Genomic DNA, 17,557 nt, shown 5'->3' with positions numbered 1-17,557 from the left:
ACAGACCTGCGGACGCGACGGAACCGGGAAAGGACGGTGGGTCAGGAAGGGACGCTGGGCCAGCGAGGGCCGTGAACCAGGACAGGCGCCATAGGCCCCGGGCGGCCAGTGGGTCACGGGAGGCCCTGGGTCAGGGGAGGTCGTCGAACAGGTGGAGGCGGTGGGCGGTGGCGGCGGCCTCGCCTCGGCCGGCGACGCCGAGCTTGGCCAGGATGTTGGAGACGTGCACGCTCACCGTCTTCACCGAGATGACCAGCGTCTCGGCGATCTCGCGGTTGCTGCGGCCGTTCGTCACCTCGCGCAGCACCTCCAGCTCGCGCGCCGTCAGGCCGAGCGGCTGCCCGTCGCCGGCGGGCTCGTCGGACGGGCCGCCGCCGAGGCGGGCCCGGCGGCGGACGACGTCGAGCTGTTCCAGCAGCGGCGCGGCGCCGAGCCTGGTGGCCAGCTCGCGGGCCCGTTCGAGCCGCGCCGCCGCCCCCTGCCGGTCGCCCGCCGCGAGCAGCGCCTGCGCCGACCCCAGCAGGGCGCGGGCCTCCGGATAGGGCTGCCCCAGATCGACCCAGGCCCCGACCGCGGCCTCCCACGCCTTGACCCGCCACGCGACCCGCGCTTCCACGTCAGTGGCCGGCGACTCCGGCCTCAGTCGCGCAGCCTCACCCGCCGCCGGCGGCTCCGGGCCCAGCAGTGCCTCGAAGGTGAGCCGCTGTGCCTCCTGCAGCTCGCCCTCGGTGCCGATGCGCCGCGCCACCTCCCGCAGCCGGGGCAGCGCCGCCGTCGCCTCCTCCACCACGGACGCCCGCCCCGGAGCCGTCCTGCCCCCGGCTGCGGTCAACAGGTGGGCGAAGGTCACCAGGAGCTGCCACACGTAGCGCGGGCTGGACACCAGGTCGCGTTCCGCCAGCGCCTCGGCCGCCTCCCGCACCGCCTCGCCGGCCTGGCCGCGTGCCTCCAGCAGCTCCACCTTGCGCCGCAGATGCGGCAGCAGCGTCTGGTCGCGGTAGGTGCCCCGTGACAGCACCCCGCGCGAGGCGTCGAACAGCTGCTCGGCCCGGTCGAGCTGCCCGCGCGCGAGCGCGATGTCGGTGATGAACCCCTGCAGGCTCGCCCGGTAGGGCGCGGGGGGCGTGAGGTCGAGGGCCTGTTCGATGACCTCCAGCGCCTCGTCCCACCGCCCGAGCGAGACCAGCGGCTCGGCGAGGTTGATCGCGAGGAAGGTGCCGGAGGTGCGCGCCAGGCCGTAGTGGGCGGAGTCGGCGATGCCCGCGCGGGCGACCTCGGCGGCCCGCTCGTGCCACCCCGCGCCCTCCAGCGCGTCGGACTCGGAGATCGCGCAGCGCATGAGCGCGTTGTAGGCGTCCGCGGCGGCGGCGATGCGGCGAGCCTCGGCGAACGCCTCCATCTGCGCCTCGACCTCGTGGAAGCGGTAGCGCGCCCAGGTGGCGGTGATGAGGGAGTTGGCTTCGACGTTGACGTCGCCGACCGCGCGGGCGATCTCCCGGGCGATCTCGGCGGTGGCGATCTTCTCGTCCTTGTCCTCGGGACGGAACAGCATACGGGACAGGCTCTCCAGCACCTGGGCGCGCAGCCGCGAGGGCGGCTCGGCGGGCACCAGCGAGGCGGCGCGGCGCAGGTCGTCGAGATGGCCGGGGCGGCCCAGGTCGTAGCGGGTCAGGCCGCGCTGGCGCAGGACGACGGCGGTGCGCACCGGGTCGGTCTCGGGGTCGAGCTCGGCGAGGAGTGCGCCGGCCAGGGCGATGCTGCGTTCGTACTCGCCGGCCAGGTGGGCGACCACGGCGGTCTGCCGGAGCACCTCGAGGCGGTCGGCGCCGATGCGCCCGGCGGCGTCGGGCACCTGGTCCCACAGCTCCAGGACCCGCGACAGCATGCGGAGCTGCTCGTCGTAGGCGGTGGAGGTGCGCGCGGCCGCGGCCGCCCGCCACGCGCTGACCAGCGCCCACGTGGAGTCGTGGGCGGCGTGCCAGTGATGGGCCAGCTCGATCGCGCCGCGCGGGGCGGGCAGGATCGACAGGTCGCGCTCCAGCGCCTCGGCGTAGCGGGTGTGCAGGCGGGTGTGCTCGCCGGGCAGCAGGTCGTCGTGGAGCGCCTCGCGGATGAGCGCGTGCCGGAAGCTGTAGCCCTCGCCGTCGACCACGAGCACGTTGCCCGCGACGGCCGGGCGCAGCGCCCGCGACAGGGCGTTGTCGTCGAGCCCGGCGACGGCCGACAGCAGGTCGTGCTCCAGGCGCTGGCCGCCCGCGCTGGCCACCCGCAGCAGCTCCTGCGTCTCCTCGGGCAGCCGCTCGACGCGGGCGAGCAGCAGGTCGCGCAGCGACTCGGGCAGGTCGCCCCGGCCGCCGCCCTCGCTCAGCAGCGCCTCGACGAACAGCGGGTTGCCCTCGCTGCGGGCGTAGATGAGGTCCATGTCGGCGTCCGCCGGCCGGCGCTCCAGGATGCTGGCCGCCTGCGCGACGGCCTCCCTGCGGGTGAGCCTGCGCAGCTCGACCCGGGTGACCCACTCGACCCGGCCCAGCTCGGCCAGCATGGGCCGCAGCGGGTGGGTGCGGTGGAGCTCGTCGCTGCGGTAGGTGACCACGAGCAGCAGCCGCCCGGCGGTGCGCTGGTAGCGGACCAGGAACGACAGCAGGTCGCGGGTGGAGCGGTCGGCCCAGTGGGCGTCCTCGATGACGAGCGCGACCGGGCGCTCCTCGGCCAGCCGCTCCAGCAGCCCGAGCACCAGCTCGAACAGGCGCGCGCGGGCCTCGGCGCCCTCCCTGCCCGGCTCGCCGAACTCGGGCAGCAGCCGGGCCAGCCCGCCGGCCGCGCCGCCGGGCACGAGCGCCGCGACGCCGTCACGGCCGAGCCGCCGCACCAGCCCGCGCAGCACGGCGGTGAACGGCGCGAACGGCAGGCCCTCCGTGCCCAGCTCCAGGCAGCCGCCGACGAGCACCAGGGCGTCGTCGGCGCGGTCGGCGAACTCGCCCAGCAGCCGCGTCTTGCCGACCCCGGCCTCGCCGCCCACCAGCACGGTCGCGGGCATGCCGGCGCGCGCCTCGCCGAGCGCGTCGCGCAGGACGGCGAGCTCACGGGCACGCCCGACGAACAACGGGCTGACGGCGTGTACGGTCACGTACGCAAGGATGCCATCGCCCTCCGACAGAAGCGCCCGCCGATCGCCCTCAGCGCAGCACCTTGCGGAAGAACGTGGCCGACGCCTCATAACCGAGCGCGTGGTAGAACTCCGGCGCCCGCCGGGTGGCCATGGCGACGTAGCCGGCCTCCCGCGAACGGGCCCACTGTTCGAACTCCTCCAGCAGCGCCCGCCCGATGCCCTGCCGGCGCGAGCCCGACTGGACCATGGCCTCCTCGACCCAGGCGACCGGCCCGTTGGCGAACAGCGTGAGGTGCGTGAAGCCCAGCAGGTAGCCGCGGACCCGGCCTTCGGCGACGGCCACGAGCAGCAGGGCGGAGTCGTTCGCCAGCAGCTCGGGGAGTGCGGCGTCGAAGGCCTCGCGCTCGGGCCGGAACGTCAGCCCGAAGTCGCGGGCCAGCGCGAACACCTCGTCCGCGTCCGCCTTCTCCGCCCTCCTGATGAGAAGATCGTCAGCCGTCATGACCCCTGACAGTAGATCCTCGCGCGCCGGTGGCGCAAACATGGAAGCCCTCGCAGGCCAGCGACCTCACAGGTCGGCCAGGCCGAGCTGGCGGGCGATGAGCATCCGCTGCACCTCGCTGGTGCCCTCGCCGATCTCCAGGATCTTGGCGTCGCGGTAGAAGCGGCCGACGGGGAACTCGTTCATGAAGCCGTAGCCGCCGAACACCTGGGTGGCGTCGCGGGCGTTGTCCATGGCGGCGTTGGAGGAGACCAGCTTGGCGATCGCGGCCTCCTTCTTGAACGGCAACCCGGCCAGCATGCGCTCGGCCGCGTGGTAGTAGGCCAGGCGGGCGGTGTGGGCGCGGGCCTCCATGTCGGCGACCTTGAACTGGATGGCCTGGTAGTGGCCGATGGGGTTGCCGAAGGCCCGGCGTTCCCTGACGTACTTCAGGCACTCGTCCACGCAGCCCTGAGCCAGGCCCACGCTGAGGGCGGCGATCGCGATGCGGCCCTCGTCCAGGGTCTGGAGGAACTGGGCGTAACCGCGGCCGCGCTCGCCGAGCAGGTTGGCCGCGGGCACCCGGCAGTCGGAGAAGGACAGCTCGCGGGTGTCGGAGGCGTTCCAGCCGACCTTGGAGTACTTCTTCGACACGGTGAAACCGGGCGTCCCCGCCGGTACGAGGATCGTGGAGATCTCCCGCTCGCCGGTGAGCGCGGCCACGCCGACGACGCTGGTGATGTCGGTGCCGGAGTTGGTGATGAACGCCTTCGACCCGTTGATCACCCATTCGTCCCCGTCGAGCACGGCCGTGGTGCGCATGCCGCCGGGCACGTCGGTGCCGCCGCCGGGCTCGGTCAGGCCGAACGCGCCGAGCTCCGCGCCGGAGGCGAGCCTGGGCAGCCAGTGGGCGCGCTGCTCCTCGGTGCCGAAGCGGTAGATCGGCATCGCGCCGAGCGAGACCGCCGCCTCCAGGGTGATCGCCACGCTGGAGTCCACACGGGCCAGCTCCTCCAGGGCCAGGCACAGGGCGAAGTAGTCGCCGCCCATGCCGCCGTACTCCTCGGGGAAGGGCAGGCCGAACAGGCCCATCGCGCTCATTCTGCGCACGATGTCGTACGGGAACTCCCCGCGCTCGTAGTAGTCGCCGATCACGGGGGCGACCACGTCGCGGGCGAACGTCTCGACCGTCTTGCGCAGCTCTTCGTACTCGTCCTTGAGCATGTCAGCCTTTCGCGAGCGCCTGTACGACGCGGGATGGGCTGGGCCGGCCGAGCAGCCCGGCCAGCCAGGTGCTGGTGGCGACGAGCTTGCCCAGGTCGAGCCCGGTGTCGATGCCGAGTCCCTGCAGCATCCAGACGAGGTCCTCGGTGGCGAGGTTGCCCGTGGCGGACTCGGCGTAGGGGCAGCCGCCGATGCCGCCGGTGGAGGCGTCCACGGTGGTCACGCCGGCGCGGAGCGCGGCCAGGGTGTTGCCGAGGGCCTGGCCGTAGGTGTCGTGGAAGTGCACCGCCAGCCGCTCAGGGGAGCGGAACGCCTTGATGAGCGCGGTGACGTGGCCCGGCGTGCCGACGCCGGTGGTGTCGCCGAGCGACAGCTCGTGGCAGCCGAGCCCGAGCAGCCGTTCGCCCACCCGGACGACCTGCGCGATCGGGGTCGGCCCCTCCCAGGGGTCGCCGAAGCACATCGACACGTACGCGCGCACCCGCACGCCGTTGTCGAGCGCCCTGGCGACGACCGGCTCGAACATCTCGAACTGGCTCTCCAGGCTGCGGTTGAGGTTCTTGGCGGCGAAGGTCTCGGTGGCGCTGGCGAACACGGCGATCTCGGTCACGCCGCGGTCGAGCGCCCGGTCGAGGCCGCGCTCGTTCGGCACCAGGACCGGGTAGCGGACGCCCGGCCTGCGGTGCAGCCGGGTCAGCAGCTCGTCGGCGTCGGCGAGCTGCGGCACCCACTTGGGGTGGACGAAGCTGGTGGCCTCGATGACCTTGTGCCCGGCGTCCGCGAGCCGGTCGATGAACTCGGCCTTCACCTCGACGGGCACGATCGCGGACTCGTTCTGCAGGCCGTCGCGCGGCCCGACCTCGTAGACGGTGACCTGCTTGGGAAGGCCGTCCATGGGATGCGGCATCTAGTCCTCCTCGGGGGTCACGACGGCCAGGACGGCGTCCATGTCGACCGGCTGGCCGGGCTGGACCGGGAGGTCAGTCAGCACGCCGGAGCACGGGGCGGTGACGGCGTGCTCCATCTTCATGGCCTCGACGACGATGAGCGGCTGGCCGGCGCTCACCCGGTCGCCCGGCTGGGCCTTGACGACGAGGACGGTGCCCGGCATCGGGCTGCGCACCACGCCGTCGCCGGAGGCGGCGGCTCCTGGGCGGTCGCCGGGGTCGCCGATCAGGTGGCGGGTGAACGCCCAGGCCCGGCCGTCGTGGCCGAGCCAGAGCGTGTCGCCGTCGCGGGCGCACAGGTAGCGTACGGTCCGGTCGCCGAGCGTGACGGCCACCTCCGGGCCCTCCGCGCGCAGGCGGGCAGGCACCGGGCGCTCGTCCGTCAGCACCTCGGCCGACTCGGCGGGCAGGCCGCGGACCCGTACCTCGTGGACGCCGTCCCTGGACGCCAGCCGCCAGGTCGTCCAGGCCCGCTCGCCGACCCGCCAGCCGTCGGTGACCTCCCACGGGTCGTCGCCCTGCGGCAGCGCGTGGAAGACCAGCCCGGCCGCGGCGAGCACGCCGGCGGGGGCGGCGGCGTCGGTGACCAGCTCGGGCAGGGCCCGCTCGACCAGGCCGGTGTCCAGCTCGCCCGCGCGTACGGCCGGGTGGGCGGCCAGGGCGCGCAGGAACGGCACGTTGGTGACCACGCCCAGCACGGCGGTGCCGGCGAGCGCGCGGTCGAGGGCGCGCAGCGCGGCCTTCCTGTCCGGGGCCCAGGCCACCACCTTGGAGAGCATGGGGTCGAACTCGCTGCCGACGACCCCGCCCTCGGACAGCCCGGAGTCCGTACGGACCAGCGGGCCGGAGCCGGCCGGGTGAGCGGCGGGACCGGGGACGCCGGGCTCGCGGAGCAGCAGGACGCGCCCGCCCGTCGGCAGGAAGCCGCGCGAGGGGTCCTCGGCGTAGACGCGGGCCTCGACGGCGTGCCCGCTCAGCCGCACCTCGTCCTGGCCGAACGGCAGCGGCTCGCCGGCCGCCACCCGGAGCTGCAGCTCCACCAGGTCGAGGCCGGTCACCAGCTCGGTGACGGGGTGCTCGACCTGGAGGCGGGTGTTCATCTCCATGAAGTGGTAGGCGCCGGTGGCGCCGTCCACGATGAACTCGACGGTGCCCGCGCCGACGTAGCCGACCGCCCGTGCCGCCTCCACGGCCGCCGCGCCCATGCGGGCCCGCAGCTCGGGGGTGACGAACGGCGACGGCGCCTCCTCGATGACCTTCTGGTGCCTGCGCTGCAGGCTGCACTCGCGCTCGCCCAGGTGCACCGCGCCGCCGAGGGAGTCGGCCAGCACCTGGATCTCGATGTGGCGGGGGCTGTCGACGTACCGCTCGATGAGCAGCGTCGCGTCGCCGAACGCGGCCCGCGCGGTCCGCCGCGCCGACGCCAGCGCGTCGGGCAGCTCCGCGGCCGAGCGCACCAGCACCATGCCCTTGCCGCCGCCGCCCGCGGACGGCTTGATGAGGGCCGGGAAGTCGCGCCACTCCTCCAGCGCGTCGTCGGGCTCGGCCCCGCCCGGGACCACCGGCACCCCGGCGGCCGACACCGTGGCCTTGGCCCGGATCTTGTCGCCCATGGCGTCGATGGCCTCGGCCGGCGGCCCGACGAACGCCGCACCAGCGGCGGCGCAGGCCCGCGCGAAGGCGGCGTTCTCGGCCAGGAAACCGTAGCCGGGGTGCACGGCCTGCGCCCCGGACGCGAGCGCCGCCCCCGCGATCGCGTCGGCGTCCAGGTAGCTCGGCACCTCCAGGGCGAGGTCCGCCTCGCGTACGTGCCGGGCGCCGGCGTCGGACGGCGTGTGCACGGCCACCGCCGTGACGCCGAGCCGGCGCAGCGTGCGGGCGATCCGTACGGCGATCTCGCCCCTGTTGGCGATGAGAACACGGTCGAACAGCATGATCACATCCGGAAGACGCCGTATCCGGCGGGTTCGAGCGGGGCGTTGGCCGCCGCGGACAGCGCCAGGCCGAGGACGGTGCGGGTGTCGAGCGGGTCGATCACGCCGTCGTCCCACAGCCTGGCCGTGGAGTAGTACGGGTTGCCCTGGTGCTCGTACTGGGCCCTGATGGCGTCGGCGTCGGCGGTGCCGACGGTGGTGAGGACGTTCGCGGCCTGCTCGCCGCCCATCACGGAGATGCGGGCGTTGGGCCACATCCACAGGAAGCGCGGCGCGTACGCCCGGCCGGCCATCGCGTAGTTCCCCGCCCCGAACGAGCCGCCGATGACCACGGTGAACTTGGGCACCCGCGCGCAGGAGACGGCGGTGACCATCTTCGCGCCGTGCTTGGCGATGCCGCCCGCCTCGTACGCCTTGCCGACCATGAAGCCGCTGATGTTCTGCAGGAACACCAGGGGGATGCGGCGCTGGTCGCACAGCTCGATGAAGTGGGCGCCCTTCATGGCCGACTCGCTGAACAGGATGCCGTTGTTGGCCACGATGCCGACCGGGTGGCCGTGCAGGTGGGCGAAGCCGGTGACGAGGGTGTGGCCGTACTCGGCCTTGAACTCCAGGAAGCGCGAGCCGTCCACGAGGCGCGCGATGACCTCGCGCACGTCGTACGGCTGGCGGGTGTCGGCCGGGACGACGCCGTACAGGTCGCGCGGGTCGTGGCGGGGCGGCTCCGGCGTGACCACCGGCCAGGGCCGCTCGGCGCGCGGGGCGAGCGTGGAGACGATGTCGCGGACGATGGCGAGGGCGTGCGCGTCGTCCTCGGCGAGGTGGTCGGTGACGCCGCTGACCCGGGCGTGCAGGTCGCCGCCGCCCAGCTCCTCGGCCGTGACCTCCTCGCCGGTGGCCGCCTTCACCAGCGGCGGGCCGCCCAGGAAGATCGTGCCCTGGCCGCGGACGATGACCGCCTCGTCGCTCATCGCGGGGACGTACGCGCCGCCCGCCGTGCACGAGCCGAGCACGGCGGCGATCTGCGGGATGCCGCGGGCGGACATGGTGGCCTGGTTGTAGAAGATGCGGCCGAAGTGGTCGCGGTCGGGGAACACCTCGTCCTGCCGGGGCAGGAACGCGCCGCCGGAGTCCACCAGGTAGACGCAGGGCAGGTGGTTGTGCAGGGCCACCTCTTGCGCGCGCAGGTGCTTCTTGACGGTCATCGGGTAGTAGGTGCCGCCCTTGACCGTGGCGTCGTTGGCGACGATCACGCACTCGCGGCCCGAGACCCGGCCGACTCCCGTGATGATCCCGGCGGCCGGCGCCTCGTCGTCGTACAGGCCGTTCGCGGCCAGCGGCGACAGCTCCAGGAAGCGCGAGCCGGGGTCCAGCAGGCCGTCCACGCGGTCGCGCGGCAGCAGCTTGCCCCGCTCGACGTGCCGCCGCCGCGACCGCTCGGGGCCGCCGGGCGCGGCGGCGGCGAGGCGGTCGAGCAGGTCGGCGGCCAGGCGTTCGTTGATCTCGGTGTTGCGCTTGTACGCCTCCCCCGCCGGGTCGGCGGCCGAGCCCAGCACCGGCCAGTCGCTGCTCATGCGTCCCCTCTCATGCCCTCATGGCTCGAATGTTAGCGAGCGTTAACGTCATCGTCTAGCATGTGAGACGTGACCAGCACCTCCGCCACCCCTGCCCGCTCCCGGCGCAACAGGCGCGCGGAGATCCTGGAGGCGGCGGCCCGGCTGTTCGCGGCACGGGGCTTCCACGGCGTCCCGATCGAGGAGATCGGCGGCGCGGTCGGCGTCTCGGGCCCCGCGCTCTACCGGCACTTCAGTGGCAAGGAGGCGCTGCTGGCCGAGATGCTGCTCGACGTCAGCTCGCGGCTGCGCGAGTCCGCCGTGGCCGTCGTGACCTCCTCCCCGGGGCCGGAGCAGGCCCTCGACGCGCTGCTCGACGTGCAGATCACCTTCGCCACCGAGCAGCCGGCGCTGATCGTCGTGCACGACCGGGAGCTCGGCAACGTGCCCGAGCCGCACCGGCGGCAGATCAGGCGGCTGCAGCGGCTGTACGTCGAGGAGTGGGTGACCGTGCTGGCCGAGCTGCATCCCGCGTGCCCGGCCGCCCGGCTGCGGGCCGCCATGCACGCGGTCTTCGGGCTGCTCAACTCCACCCCGCACAGCGCGGGCGAGCTGCCCGGCGGCGACATGCGGCCGCTGCTGCGCGCGATGGCCCGCGCGGCGATCGACGCCGCTGTTAACGCTCGCTAACACTCCCGTTGTCGTGGTGCGCGCCGACTAGGACTGGCTTTCGCATCTCCCTGCGCTCGATCAAGTACGGAGGGTAACTTTCCCGATGCGGCCGCGCGGCTTCCCTCCGTCCTCCCTCCGCAGTAAGGAGCGCACCGAATGTTGGATCTCCAGAAGAAGTACGATGACCTGGAAGTGCGGGTCACGGCGCTGGAAGCGGCTACTGTAAGCGGCGTGCCACAGCTCACCATCGCCGACCGGATCGACACGCTGCACCGGCGCGTGGACGACGTCGCCGAGAACCTCCTCGACAAGATCGACCGCGAGGTCGGCGCACTCAGGTCCGAGATGAGGGCGGGCTTCGCCAGAATCGACCAGCGATTCACCCAGATCGACCAGAAGTTCGCTCAGATCGATCAGAAGTTCGTCGAGATCGACGGGCGGTTCGCCAGGGTGGAGGAAAGGCTCGACAGGCTCGAGAAGCGGCTCGACTCGCATGACGATCGCTTCGATCGCCTGGAGTCGATCCTCGGCCGGATCGAGAGCAAGCTCTCCAACTAGCAGCCGGCGACACGAAAAGGCCCGGAGCCGTGGCTCCGGGCCTCCTCCTGCCTACCTGCGGGTCACCCGGACATAATCCGTACGGCTGGAGGACCCGTACGTGTCGTCGTCACCCTTGAACACGAACTTCCAGCGCCCCGAGTCCCAGGCCCTGGCCTTCACGTAGAGGCGCCCGCTGTCACCGGACCGGAACACCTTCACGTACTCCCACTTCTTCGACCCGGCCTTCTTGAAGTACAGCCCGACCTTGCCGCTGTACCCCTCCCAGCCGTCGTCGTCGGCGATCTGCAGCCGCCCCTTGAACCTCAGATACTTGCCGCGCTTCACCGGCTCCGCATAGGCGTTGAACCCGATGATCCGGCTGTCCGCCCTGCTCACCGCGGGCGGCGGGGCGGGCTGTTCGACCGTCACCCAGTCGGCGTCGCCGACGCTGCCGTTCACGCCGCGGGTGCCCGCGTACTCGGCGCGCCACCAGCCGGAGGCGACGGCGGTGGCGGAGGCCCAGAAGCGGCCGTCCCTGCCGGTCACCGTGCTGGTCACGTCCTCCCAGCGGGAGGAGCCCGCGGCCCTGAAGGACACGGTCACGCGCTGCCCGGCGAGCCCGCCGCGGCGCTCGGCCCTGAGCGTGCCGGTGAACGTCAGCCGGTCGCCCTTGTCGACGGGCTCGGGCCGGGCGTCGAAGCCGTCGATCCTGCTGTCGGCGTTCGGGCGCCTGACGGCCACGCCGGCGAGGTCGCTGACGGAGCCCTTCGCGGCGGCGGTTGCGGCGAAGACAGCGCGGAACGTGCCGCTCGTCCGGATCCGCACCCCGTCGCCGAACCAGCCGTCCTTGCCGGTCGTCGTCCTCGCGACCTCGCGGAAGTCGCCGGAGTGGCGGCCGCGGAACTGGAGGGAGACGGTCTGTCCCGCGTACCCCTTGCCGTCGGCGAGCAGGCGCCCGAAGACCTTGACCACGTCACCGCGGTCGGCCTCGCGCGGCCGGACGCCGAAGGAGGCGAACTTGGTGTCGAGCGTCTTCTTGACGACCACGTCGAAGGTCCCGGAGGCGGACTTCTCCTGGCCGCCGCCCGTGGCCGTGGCGAGGTAGCTCCACGTGCCGGTGGGCGAGGTCTCGAACTTCCTGGTGCCGGTCCACTTGACCCAGTCGCGTACCGGCGTCCTCGTCAGCTCGCCTATGGAGGTATAGACCCCCACGGGCGGCTTGAGCTGGAGGGTGGCCTTGTCCGCGTTCTTCGTGAAGACGGTGAAGGTGGCGGTGACCGGGCCGCCGGTCACGTCGAGCGGCGAGGCGGGGCTGATGACCACCCTGCCGATCTCGACGGGTTTCTGCGGGGCCGCCGACGCGGCTGCCGGCGCGAGGGCGACCAGGGCCCCTGCGCCGATCATCACGGCGAAGGCGGTGACACGGAGGCGTTGTAACATGCGGGTTCCTTTCTGGAGACCCCAGTGCTTCAACGCGGCATTGAGGGTGCCACGTGTGTCTCCTTTAGAGACGCCCAGGTGAGTGGCGAGGTTCGAAATACTGACAAACGGTTATAGATAAGGGTCTATAACGACCGGACCGCAACCTGTCCCCACGCGTCGGGCAGACGCCGGGCCCGATGACAGACATAATCGGGGTGTGGCGCGGGACACTGTTGAAACACATTTCACCGAAACCGTCGCGACCCTTGAAGCGGGTCCCCCGCGAGATCCGGCCCAGCCGGTCCGGGAGGGGACGACGCTGACCGGCGAGCGATGCCGGGCGCTGTTCCGGCGCCAGCTCGACAGCCGGCTGCTCGACATCGCCGCCCGCTGGCTGCGCGAGCAGAACGAAGGCTTCTACACGATCGGCTCGGCCGGGCACGAGGGCAACGCCGCGGTCGCCGCCGCGCTGCGGCCCACCGATCCCGCGCTGCTCCACTACCGTTCCGGCGCGTTCTACCTCACCCGCTCCGAGCAGAAGGGCCGGCTGCCCGAGCAGGGGCTGCGCGACGTCCTCATGGGCCTGAGCGCGGCGGCCGACGAGCCGATCGCGGGCGGCCGGCACAAGGTGTTCGGCCATCCCGAGCTGGCGGTCATCCCGCAGACCTCGACCATCGCCAGCCATCTGCCGAGGGCCGTGGGCGTCGCCTTCGCCGTCGAACGCGCCAAGGCGCTCGGCGCGCCCTGCGCGTGGGAGCCCGACGCGGTGGTGGTGTGCAGCTTCGGCGACGCCTCGATCAACCACGCGAGCGCGCTGTCGGGCCTCAACCTCGCCTCCTACGCCACCTTCCAGGGGCAGGCGCTGCCGATCCTGTTCGTGTGCGAGGACAACGGGCTCGGCATCAGCGTACGCACGCCCAAGGGCTGGGTGGCGGCGGCCGCGCGGCGGCCCGGCATCGAGTACTTCGCGGCCGACGGGTGCGACCTGGCCGACGCCTACGACGCCGCCGCGCGCGCGGTCGAGCACGTACGCACCCGCCGCTCCCCCGCCTTCCTGCACCTGTCGACGGTGCGGCTCATGGGGCACGCCGGGTCCGACGTGGAGGCGGCCTACCGCACCCAGCGCGACATCCGCGCCGACCTGGCCCGCGACCCGCTGCTGCGCACCGCCGCGATGCTCGTCGAGGCCGGCCTGGAGACCCCGGACGAGCTGCTCAAAAGGTACGAGAGCGCACGCGAGCACGTGCTGCGCATCGCCCTGGAGACCACCCGCCACCCGCGGCTCGGCACCGCCAAGGAGATCAAGGAGCCGCTCGCGCCGCGCGACCCCGACCTGATCGCCCGCATCAGCCCGGTGGCGGCCCCGCCCGCGGCCAGGGACAAGGCGTTCGCCGGGGCGCTGCCCGAGCTCGACAAGCCGCTCACGCTCTCCCAGTCGATCAACCGCACGCTCGCCGACGCGCTCGCCGTCCACCCCGAGATGCTGGTGTTCGGCGAGGACGTCGCGCGCAAGGGCGGGGTCTACGGGGTGACGCGGGGGCTGCAGAAGCGCTTCGGCGCGGGCCAGGTGTTCGACACGCTGCTGGACGAGCAGGCCATCCTGGGGCTGGCGCTCGGGTCGGGGGTGTCGGGGCTGCTGCCGGTGCCGGAGATCCAGTATCTCGCCTACCTGCACAACGCGCTCGACCAGATCCGCGGCGAGGGGGCGACGCTGTCGTTCTTCTCCCGCGGCGCCTACCGCAACCCGATGGTGGTGCGGGTGGCGGGCTACGCCTACCAGAAGGGGTTCGGCGGCCACTTCCACAACGACAACTCGGTGGCGGCGCTGCGCGACATCCCCGGCCTGGTCATCGCCTCGCCGGCGCGGCCGGACGACGCCTCGGCGATGCTGCGCACGTGCCTGGCGGCGGCGCGGGCGTGCGGGACGGTCGCGGTGTTCCTGGAGCCGATCGCGCTCTACCACACGCGCGACCTGTTCGAGGAGGGCGACGGGGGCTGGCTGGCGCCGTACGCGCCGCCGTCGCGCTGGGCCGAGACGCACGTGCCGATCGGGCGGGCCCGCTCCTACGGCGACGGGCGCGACCTGACGATCGTGACGTTCGGCAACGGGGTGCGGATGAGCCTGCGGGCCGCCGTGCGGCTCACCCAGGAGGGCTACGGCTGCCGCGTCCTCGACCTGCGCTGGCTCGCGCCGCTGCCGGTGGAGGACCTGGTGCGGGCGGCGGAGCTGACCGGGAAGGTGCTGATCGCCGACGAGACCCGGCACTCCGGCGGCGTCTCCGAGGGCGTGCTGGCGGAGCTGGCGGACGCCGGGTTCACCGGGCAGGTGGCGCGGGTGACGTCGGACGACAGTTTCATCCCGCTGGGCGGGGCGGCCGATCACGTGCTGCTGTCGGAGGCCGAGATCGAGCAGGCGGCACGCAAGCTCCTCGGATGAGGCTTCAGAGCGGGTTCATCAGGTAGGCCCCGAACGCCGCGGCCGTCACCGCCACCACGAAGAAGAAGAACACGAAGAAGCCGCCCGGCAGGATCGTCAGCCGGGCGAGCTGGTCGGCGTCGGAGTCCCTGGCCTGCCTGCGGCGCCGCTTCTGCTGCAGCTCGATGATCGGCCGGATCCCGCCGAGCAGCAGGAACCACACGGCGACGAAGGCGACGCCCTGCTGGACGGCGGCGGGGGCGTACATGCTGAGCGCGAACACCGCGCCCCCGGTGGCGAGGAGGATCAGCGCGCCGTAGAGGTTGCGGATCAGCAGCAGCATGCAGACCAGGAACAGCAGCACCGTCCAGATCAGCAGCGTGATCCGCCCTTGCTGGGTCAGCCAGGCGGCGGCCAACCCGAGCAGCGGGGGCGCGAGGTAGCCCGCCATCGCGGTCAGCACCATGCCGGGCCCGGTCGGCTTCCCCCTGGTGAGCGTCACGCCGGAGGTGTCGGAGTGGAGGCGGATGCCCTCCAGCTTGCGCCGGGTGACCAGCGCCATGAGCGCGTGGCCGCCCTCGTGGGCGATCGTGATCAGGCCCCGGGAGACCTGCCAGGGCATGCGGAAGGCGACGATCGCGAGCGCGACCAGAGCCGAGACCACCACGACCCAGGGGTGGGGGTCAGGCTGAACCTTGATCAGGTGGGCCCAGAGCTTGTCCATCGAGACAGAACCCTATCCAGGTAAAGTCACGGCCGTGGTCACGGAACGACATTCTGACCAGGGGGTGCCGGAGTGGTGGCGGCGGCTCGGGCTGCCCGGCCTGGTCGACCTGCACGTGCACTTCCTGCCGGAGCGGATGGAGCGGCGGGTCTGGCATCACTTCCGTCACGGCGGGCCGCTGATGGGAGAGGGCTGGCACATCGCGTACGAGTGGCCGGTGGCGGAGCGGGTGGCGCACCTGCGGGCGATGGGGGTGCGGAGCTTCCCCGCGCTGGCGTACGCGCACAAGCCGGACATGGCGGCCGACCTCAACGCCTGGACGATGGATTTCGCCCGCCGTACACCGGGTTGTCTCCCGTCGGCGACCTTCTACCCGGAGCCTGGGGTGGTGGCGTACGTGCGGCGCGCCCTGGACGACGGGGCCCGCGTCTTCAAGGTGCACCTGCAGGTCGGCGGGTTCGATCCGCGGGTCCCCGAGCTGTCGGAGGTCTGGGGGCTGCTGGCGGAGTCGGGCGTGCCCGTCGTGGTGCACGCCAGCTCGGTGCCGGTGCCCGGCGGCCACGTCGGCGCGGAGCCCATCGGCGAGGTGCTGCGCCGTCATCCCCGGCTGCGCCTGGTGATCGCGCATCTCGGCATGCCGGAGTACGACCCGTTCTTCGAGCTGGCCCTGCGCTACGAGCGGGTGGCGCTGGACACCACGATGGCGTTCACCGACTTCAGCGAGCGGGGCATGCCGTTCCCCGCCCGGCTCCGCCCCGCGCTGCTTGATCTGGGACTTGCGGGGAAGGTGATCCTCGGCAGTGACTTCCCGACCATCCCCTACCCCTACGCGCACCAGCTCGACGCGCTCGCCCGCCTGGACCTCGGCGAGGACTGGCTCAGGGCCGTGTGCTGGCGCAATGGGCGGGCCGTGATCTGATATGAAGGTGAACGAACGTCACATGGCGCTGATCAGCGCTTTCTTCGACGCGCTGGGGCGAAACGACCTCGCGGCCATGGAGAGCTGCTACCACCCCGAGGTCAGCTTCGGCGACCCCATCTTCCAGGAGATCGAGGGCCGCGACCGGGTGATGCGGATGTGGCGGCTGCAGCTCGGCGTGCGCGACGGGTTGCGGTCCGCCTACAAGGACGTATGGGCCGACGACCACACCGGCACCGCGCGCTGGACCGCCCGCTACACCTTCTCCAGCACGGGGCGGGAGGTGGTCAACGAGGTGGAGGCGCTGTTCAGGTTCGAGGACGGGCTGATCGTGCGGCACCACGACGAGTTCGACTTCAAGCGCTGGTCGAGGATGGCGCTCGGCCGCCCGCACGGGCTGCTGTTCGGGTGGACGCCGATGTGGCGCAAGACCATCAGGGATCGGGCGACGCAGCAGCTCGACGCGCTCGCCTAGGAAAGGATCGGAGGGGCATGGCCAGGGTCAGGAGTCTGCGCCGCGGCGGTGACGCGCGCGAGGAGCCGCCCGAGCACTCGATGGACCCGCGGGCCACCGAGGAGCCCCCCTACCAGCCCACCGTCATCGACAACGCCATCTACCGCGACGGCGAGCGGGTCGACAACCCCGGCTCGCTCGCCGACGCCTTCGAACGGCTCAAGGACATGCCGGGCAGCATGGCCTGGATCGGCCTCTACCGGCCGAAGGAGTGGGAGCTGGTCAAGCTCGGCGAGGAGTTCAAGCTGCACGAGCTGGCGCTGGAGGACGCCATCGTCGGCTCCCAGCGCCCCAAGGCCGACCGCTACGGCGACACGCTGTTCGTGGTGCTGCGCGCCGCGCGCTACCTCGACGAGGCGGAGGAGGTCGCGTTCGGCGAGCTGCACGTCTTCGTCGGCCCCGACTTCGTGATCACCGTACGGCACGCGGAGGCCCCCGACCTCCAGGGCGTCCGCAAGCGCATGGAGTCCGACCCCGACCTGCTGCGGCAGGGCCCGCAGGCGGTGCTCTACGCGATCGTCGACGCGGTCGTGGACGGCTACGCCCCCGTGGTGGCCGGGCTGCAGAAGGACATCGAGGAGATCGAGGCCCAGGTCTTCAGCGGCGACCCCTCGGTGTCGCGGCGCGTCTACGAGCTGTCCGGCGAGGTCATCGAGTTCCAGCGGGCCACCGCGCCGCTCGTCGGCATGATCCACGGCTTCATCGCCGGAGCCCCCAAGTACGGACTCAACGACGAGCTGCAGAGCTATCTGCGTGACGTGGCCGACCACGCGATCACGGTGTCGGAGCGGGTGTCGTCCTTCCGGCAGATGCTCCAGAACATCCTGGTCGTCAACTCGACGCTGGTCACCCAGGCGCAGAACGCCGAGATGGCCCGGATGACCGAGGCCAGCATCCAGCAGGGCGAGGAGGTCAAGAAGATCTCCGCGTGGGCGGCCATCCTCTTCGCGCCCACGCTGGTCGGGACGATCTACGGGATGAACTTCGACTTCATGCCGGAGACGCACTGGGCGTTCGGCTATCCGTTCGCGATCGTGCTGATGGCGGCCGTCTGCCTGGTGCTCTACATGGTCTTCAAGCGGCGCGACTGGCTCTAGTATCC

At 72.4% G+C, this 17,557-nt stretch carries 14 protein-coding genes; 6 read left to right on the top strand and 8 right to left on the bottom strand.

Translation table 11 applies throughout. The features are described 5' to 3' along the window. Positions 1-130: 130 nt before the first annotated feature. From AC27IY_RS38320 to AC27IY_RS38295, 6 genes are all read right to left on the bottom strand, one after another. Positions 131-3,127, bottom strand: a complete 2,997-nt coding sequence (locus AC27IY_RS38320) for a helix-turn-helix transcriptional regulator (protein ID WP_487180995.1) — start codon at positions 3,125-3,127, stop codon at positions 131-133. A gap of 49 nt (positions 3,128-3,176) precedes the next feature. Continuing rightward, positions 3,177-3,611: a GNAT family N-acetyltransferase gene (locus AC27IY_RS38315; RefSeq protein ID WP_364444668.1), complete on the bottom strand. Its 435-nt coding sequence runs from the start codon at positions 3,609-3,611 to the stop codon at positions 3,177-3,179. Between the two features lie 66 nt (positions 3,612-3,677). Continuing rightward, positions 3,678-4,814, bottom strand: coding sequence for an acyl-CoA dehydrogenase family protein (locus tag AC27IY_RS38310; RefSeq protein ID WP_364444667.1), 1,137 nt, complete (start codon positions 4,812-4,814; stop codon positions 3,678-3,680). Between the two features lies 1 nt (position 4,815). Continuing rightward, positions 4,816-5,721 (bottom strand): hydroxymethylglutaryl-CoA lyase, encoded by a 906-nt coding sequence (locus tag AC27IY_RS38305; RefSeq protein ID WP_487180994.1) that lies wholly within the window; start codon positions 5,719-5,721, stop codon positions 4,816-4,818. Beyond that, complete coding sequence (locus tag AC27IY_RS38300) at positions 5,722-7,695, bottom strand: acetyl/propionyl/methylcrotonyl-CoA carboxylase subunit alpha (RefSeq protein ID WP_487180993.1); 1,974 nt, start codon at positions 7,693-7,695, stop codon at positions 5,722-5,724. Between the two features lie 2 nt (positions 7,696-7,697). Beyond that, positions 7,698-9,251 (bottom strand): carboxyl transferase domain-containing protein, encoded by a 1,554-nt coding sequence (locus AC27IY_RS38295; RefSeq protein WP_435874957.1) that lies wholly within the window; start codon positions 9,249-9,251, stop codon positions 7,698-7,700. A gap of 87 nt (positions 9,252-9,338) precedes the next feature. On the opposite strand from AC27IY_RS38295, the gene AC27IY_RS38290 reads away from it, so the two are divergent. Next, a complete protein-coding gene (locus AC27IY_RS38290) occupies positions 9,339-9,938 on the top strand; it encodes a TetR/AcrR family transcriptional regulator (protein WP_344211918.1) in 600 nt (199 codons plus the stop codon). Between the two features lie 138 nt (positions 9,939-10,076). Further along, positions 10,077-10,478, top strand: a complete 402-nt coding sequence (locus AC27IY_RS38285; RefSeq protein WP_487180992.1) for a hypothetical protein — start codon at positions 10,077-10,079, stop codon at positions 10,476-10,478. Between the two features lie 51 nt (positions 10,479-10,529). Here the strand turns inward: AC27IY_RS38285 and AC27IY_RS38280 are convergent, their stop codons facing one another. After that, positions 10,530-11,900, bottom strand: a complete 1,371-nt coding sequence (locus AC27IY_RS38280; protein ID WP_487180991.1) for a hypothetical protein — start codon at positions 11,898-11,900, stop codon at positions 10,530-10,532. A gap of 199 nt (positions 11,901-12,099) precedes the next feature. On the opposite strand from AC27IY_RS38280, the gene AC27IY_RS38275 reads away from it, so the two are divergent. Next, on the top strand, positions 12,100-14,319 hold the full coding sequence (locus AC27IY_RS38275) for a thiamine pyrophosphate-dependent enzyme (protein WP_487180990.1): 2,220 nt from the start codon (positions 12,100-12,102) through the stop codon (positions 14,317-14,319). A 4-nt stretch (positions 14,320-14,323) separates the two neighbouring features. Here the strand turns inward: AC27IY_RS38275 and AC27IY_RS38270 are convergent, their stop codons facing one another. After that, positions 14,324-15,022, bottom strand: coding sequence for a M50 family metallopeptidase (locus tag AC27IY_RS38270; protein ID WP_487180989.1), 699 nt, complete (start codon positions 15,020-15,022; stop codon positions 14,324-14,326). Positions 15,023-15,056: 34 nt separating this feature from the next. Here AC27IY_RS38270 and AC27IY_RS38265 point away from each other — a divergent pair, with 34 nt between their 5' ends. From AC27IY_RS38265 to AC27IY_RS38255, 3 genes are read left to right on the top strand one after another with little or no spacing between them, the layout of a single operon-like run. Continuing rightward, positions 15,057-15,941, top strand: a complete 885-nt coding sequence (locus AC27IY_RS38265) for an amidohydrolase family protein (RefSeq protein WP_344211928.1) — start codon at positions 15,057-15,059, stop codon at positions 15,939-15,941. A gap of 1 nt (position 15,942) precedes the next feature. Then, the gene (locus AC27IY_RS38260) at positions 15,943-16,416 is read left to right on the top strand and encodes a nuclear transport factor 2 family protein (RefSeq protein WP_364444655.1); all 474 of its coding nucleotides are present in this window, start codon (positions 15,943-15,945) and stop codon (positions 16,414-16,416) included. Between the two features lie 17 nt (positions 16,417-16,433). Continuing rightward, on the top strand, positions 16,434-17,552 hold the full coding sequence (locus AC27IY_RS38255; protein WP_364444654.1) for a magnesium and cobalt transport protein CorA: 1,119 nt from the start codon (positions 16,434-16,436) through the stop codon (positions 17,550-17,552). Positions 17,553-17,557: the final 5 nt, after the last annotated feature.

It is taken from the genome of Nonomuraea sp. B208 (genome assembly GCF_057536035.1).
The sequence above is the reverse complement of the archived record's forward strand: the minus strand, read 5'-3'. Positions and strand labels throughout refer to the sequence as shown.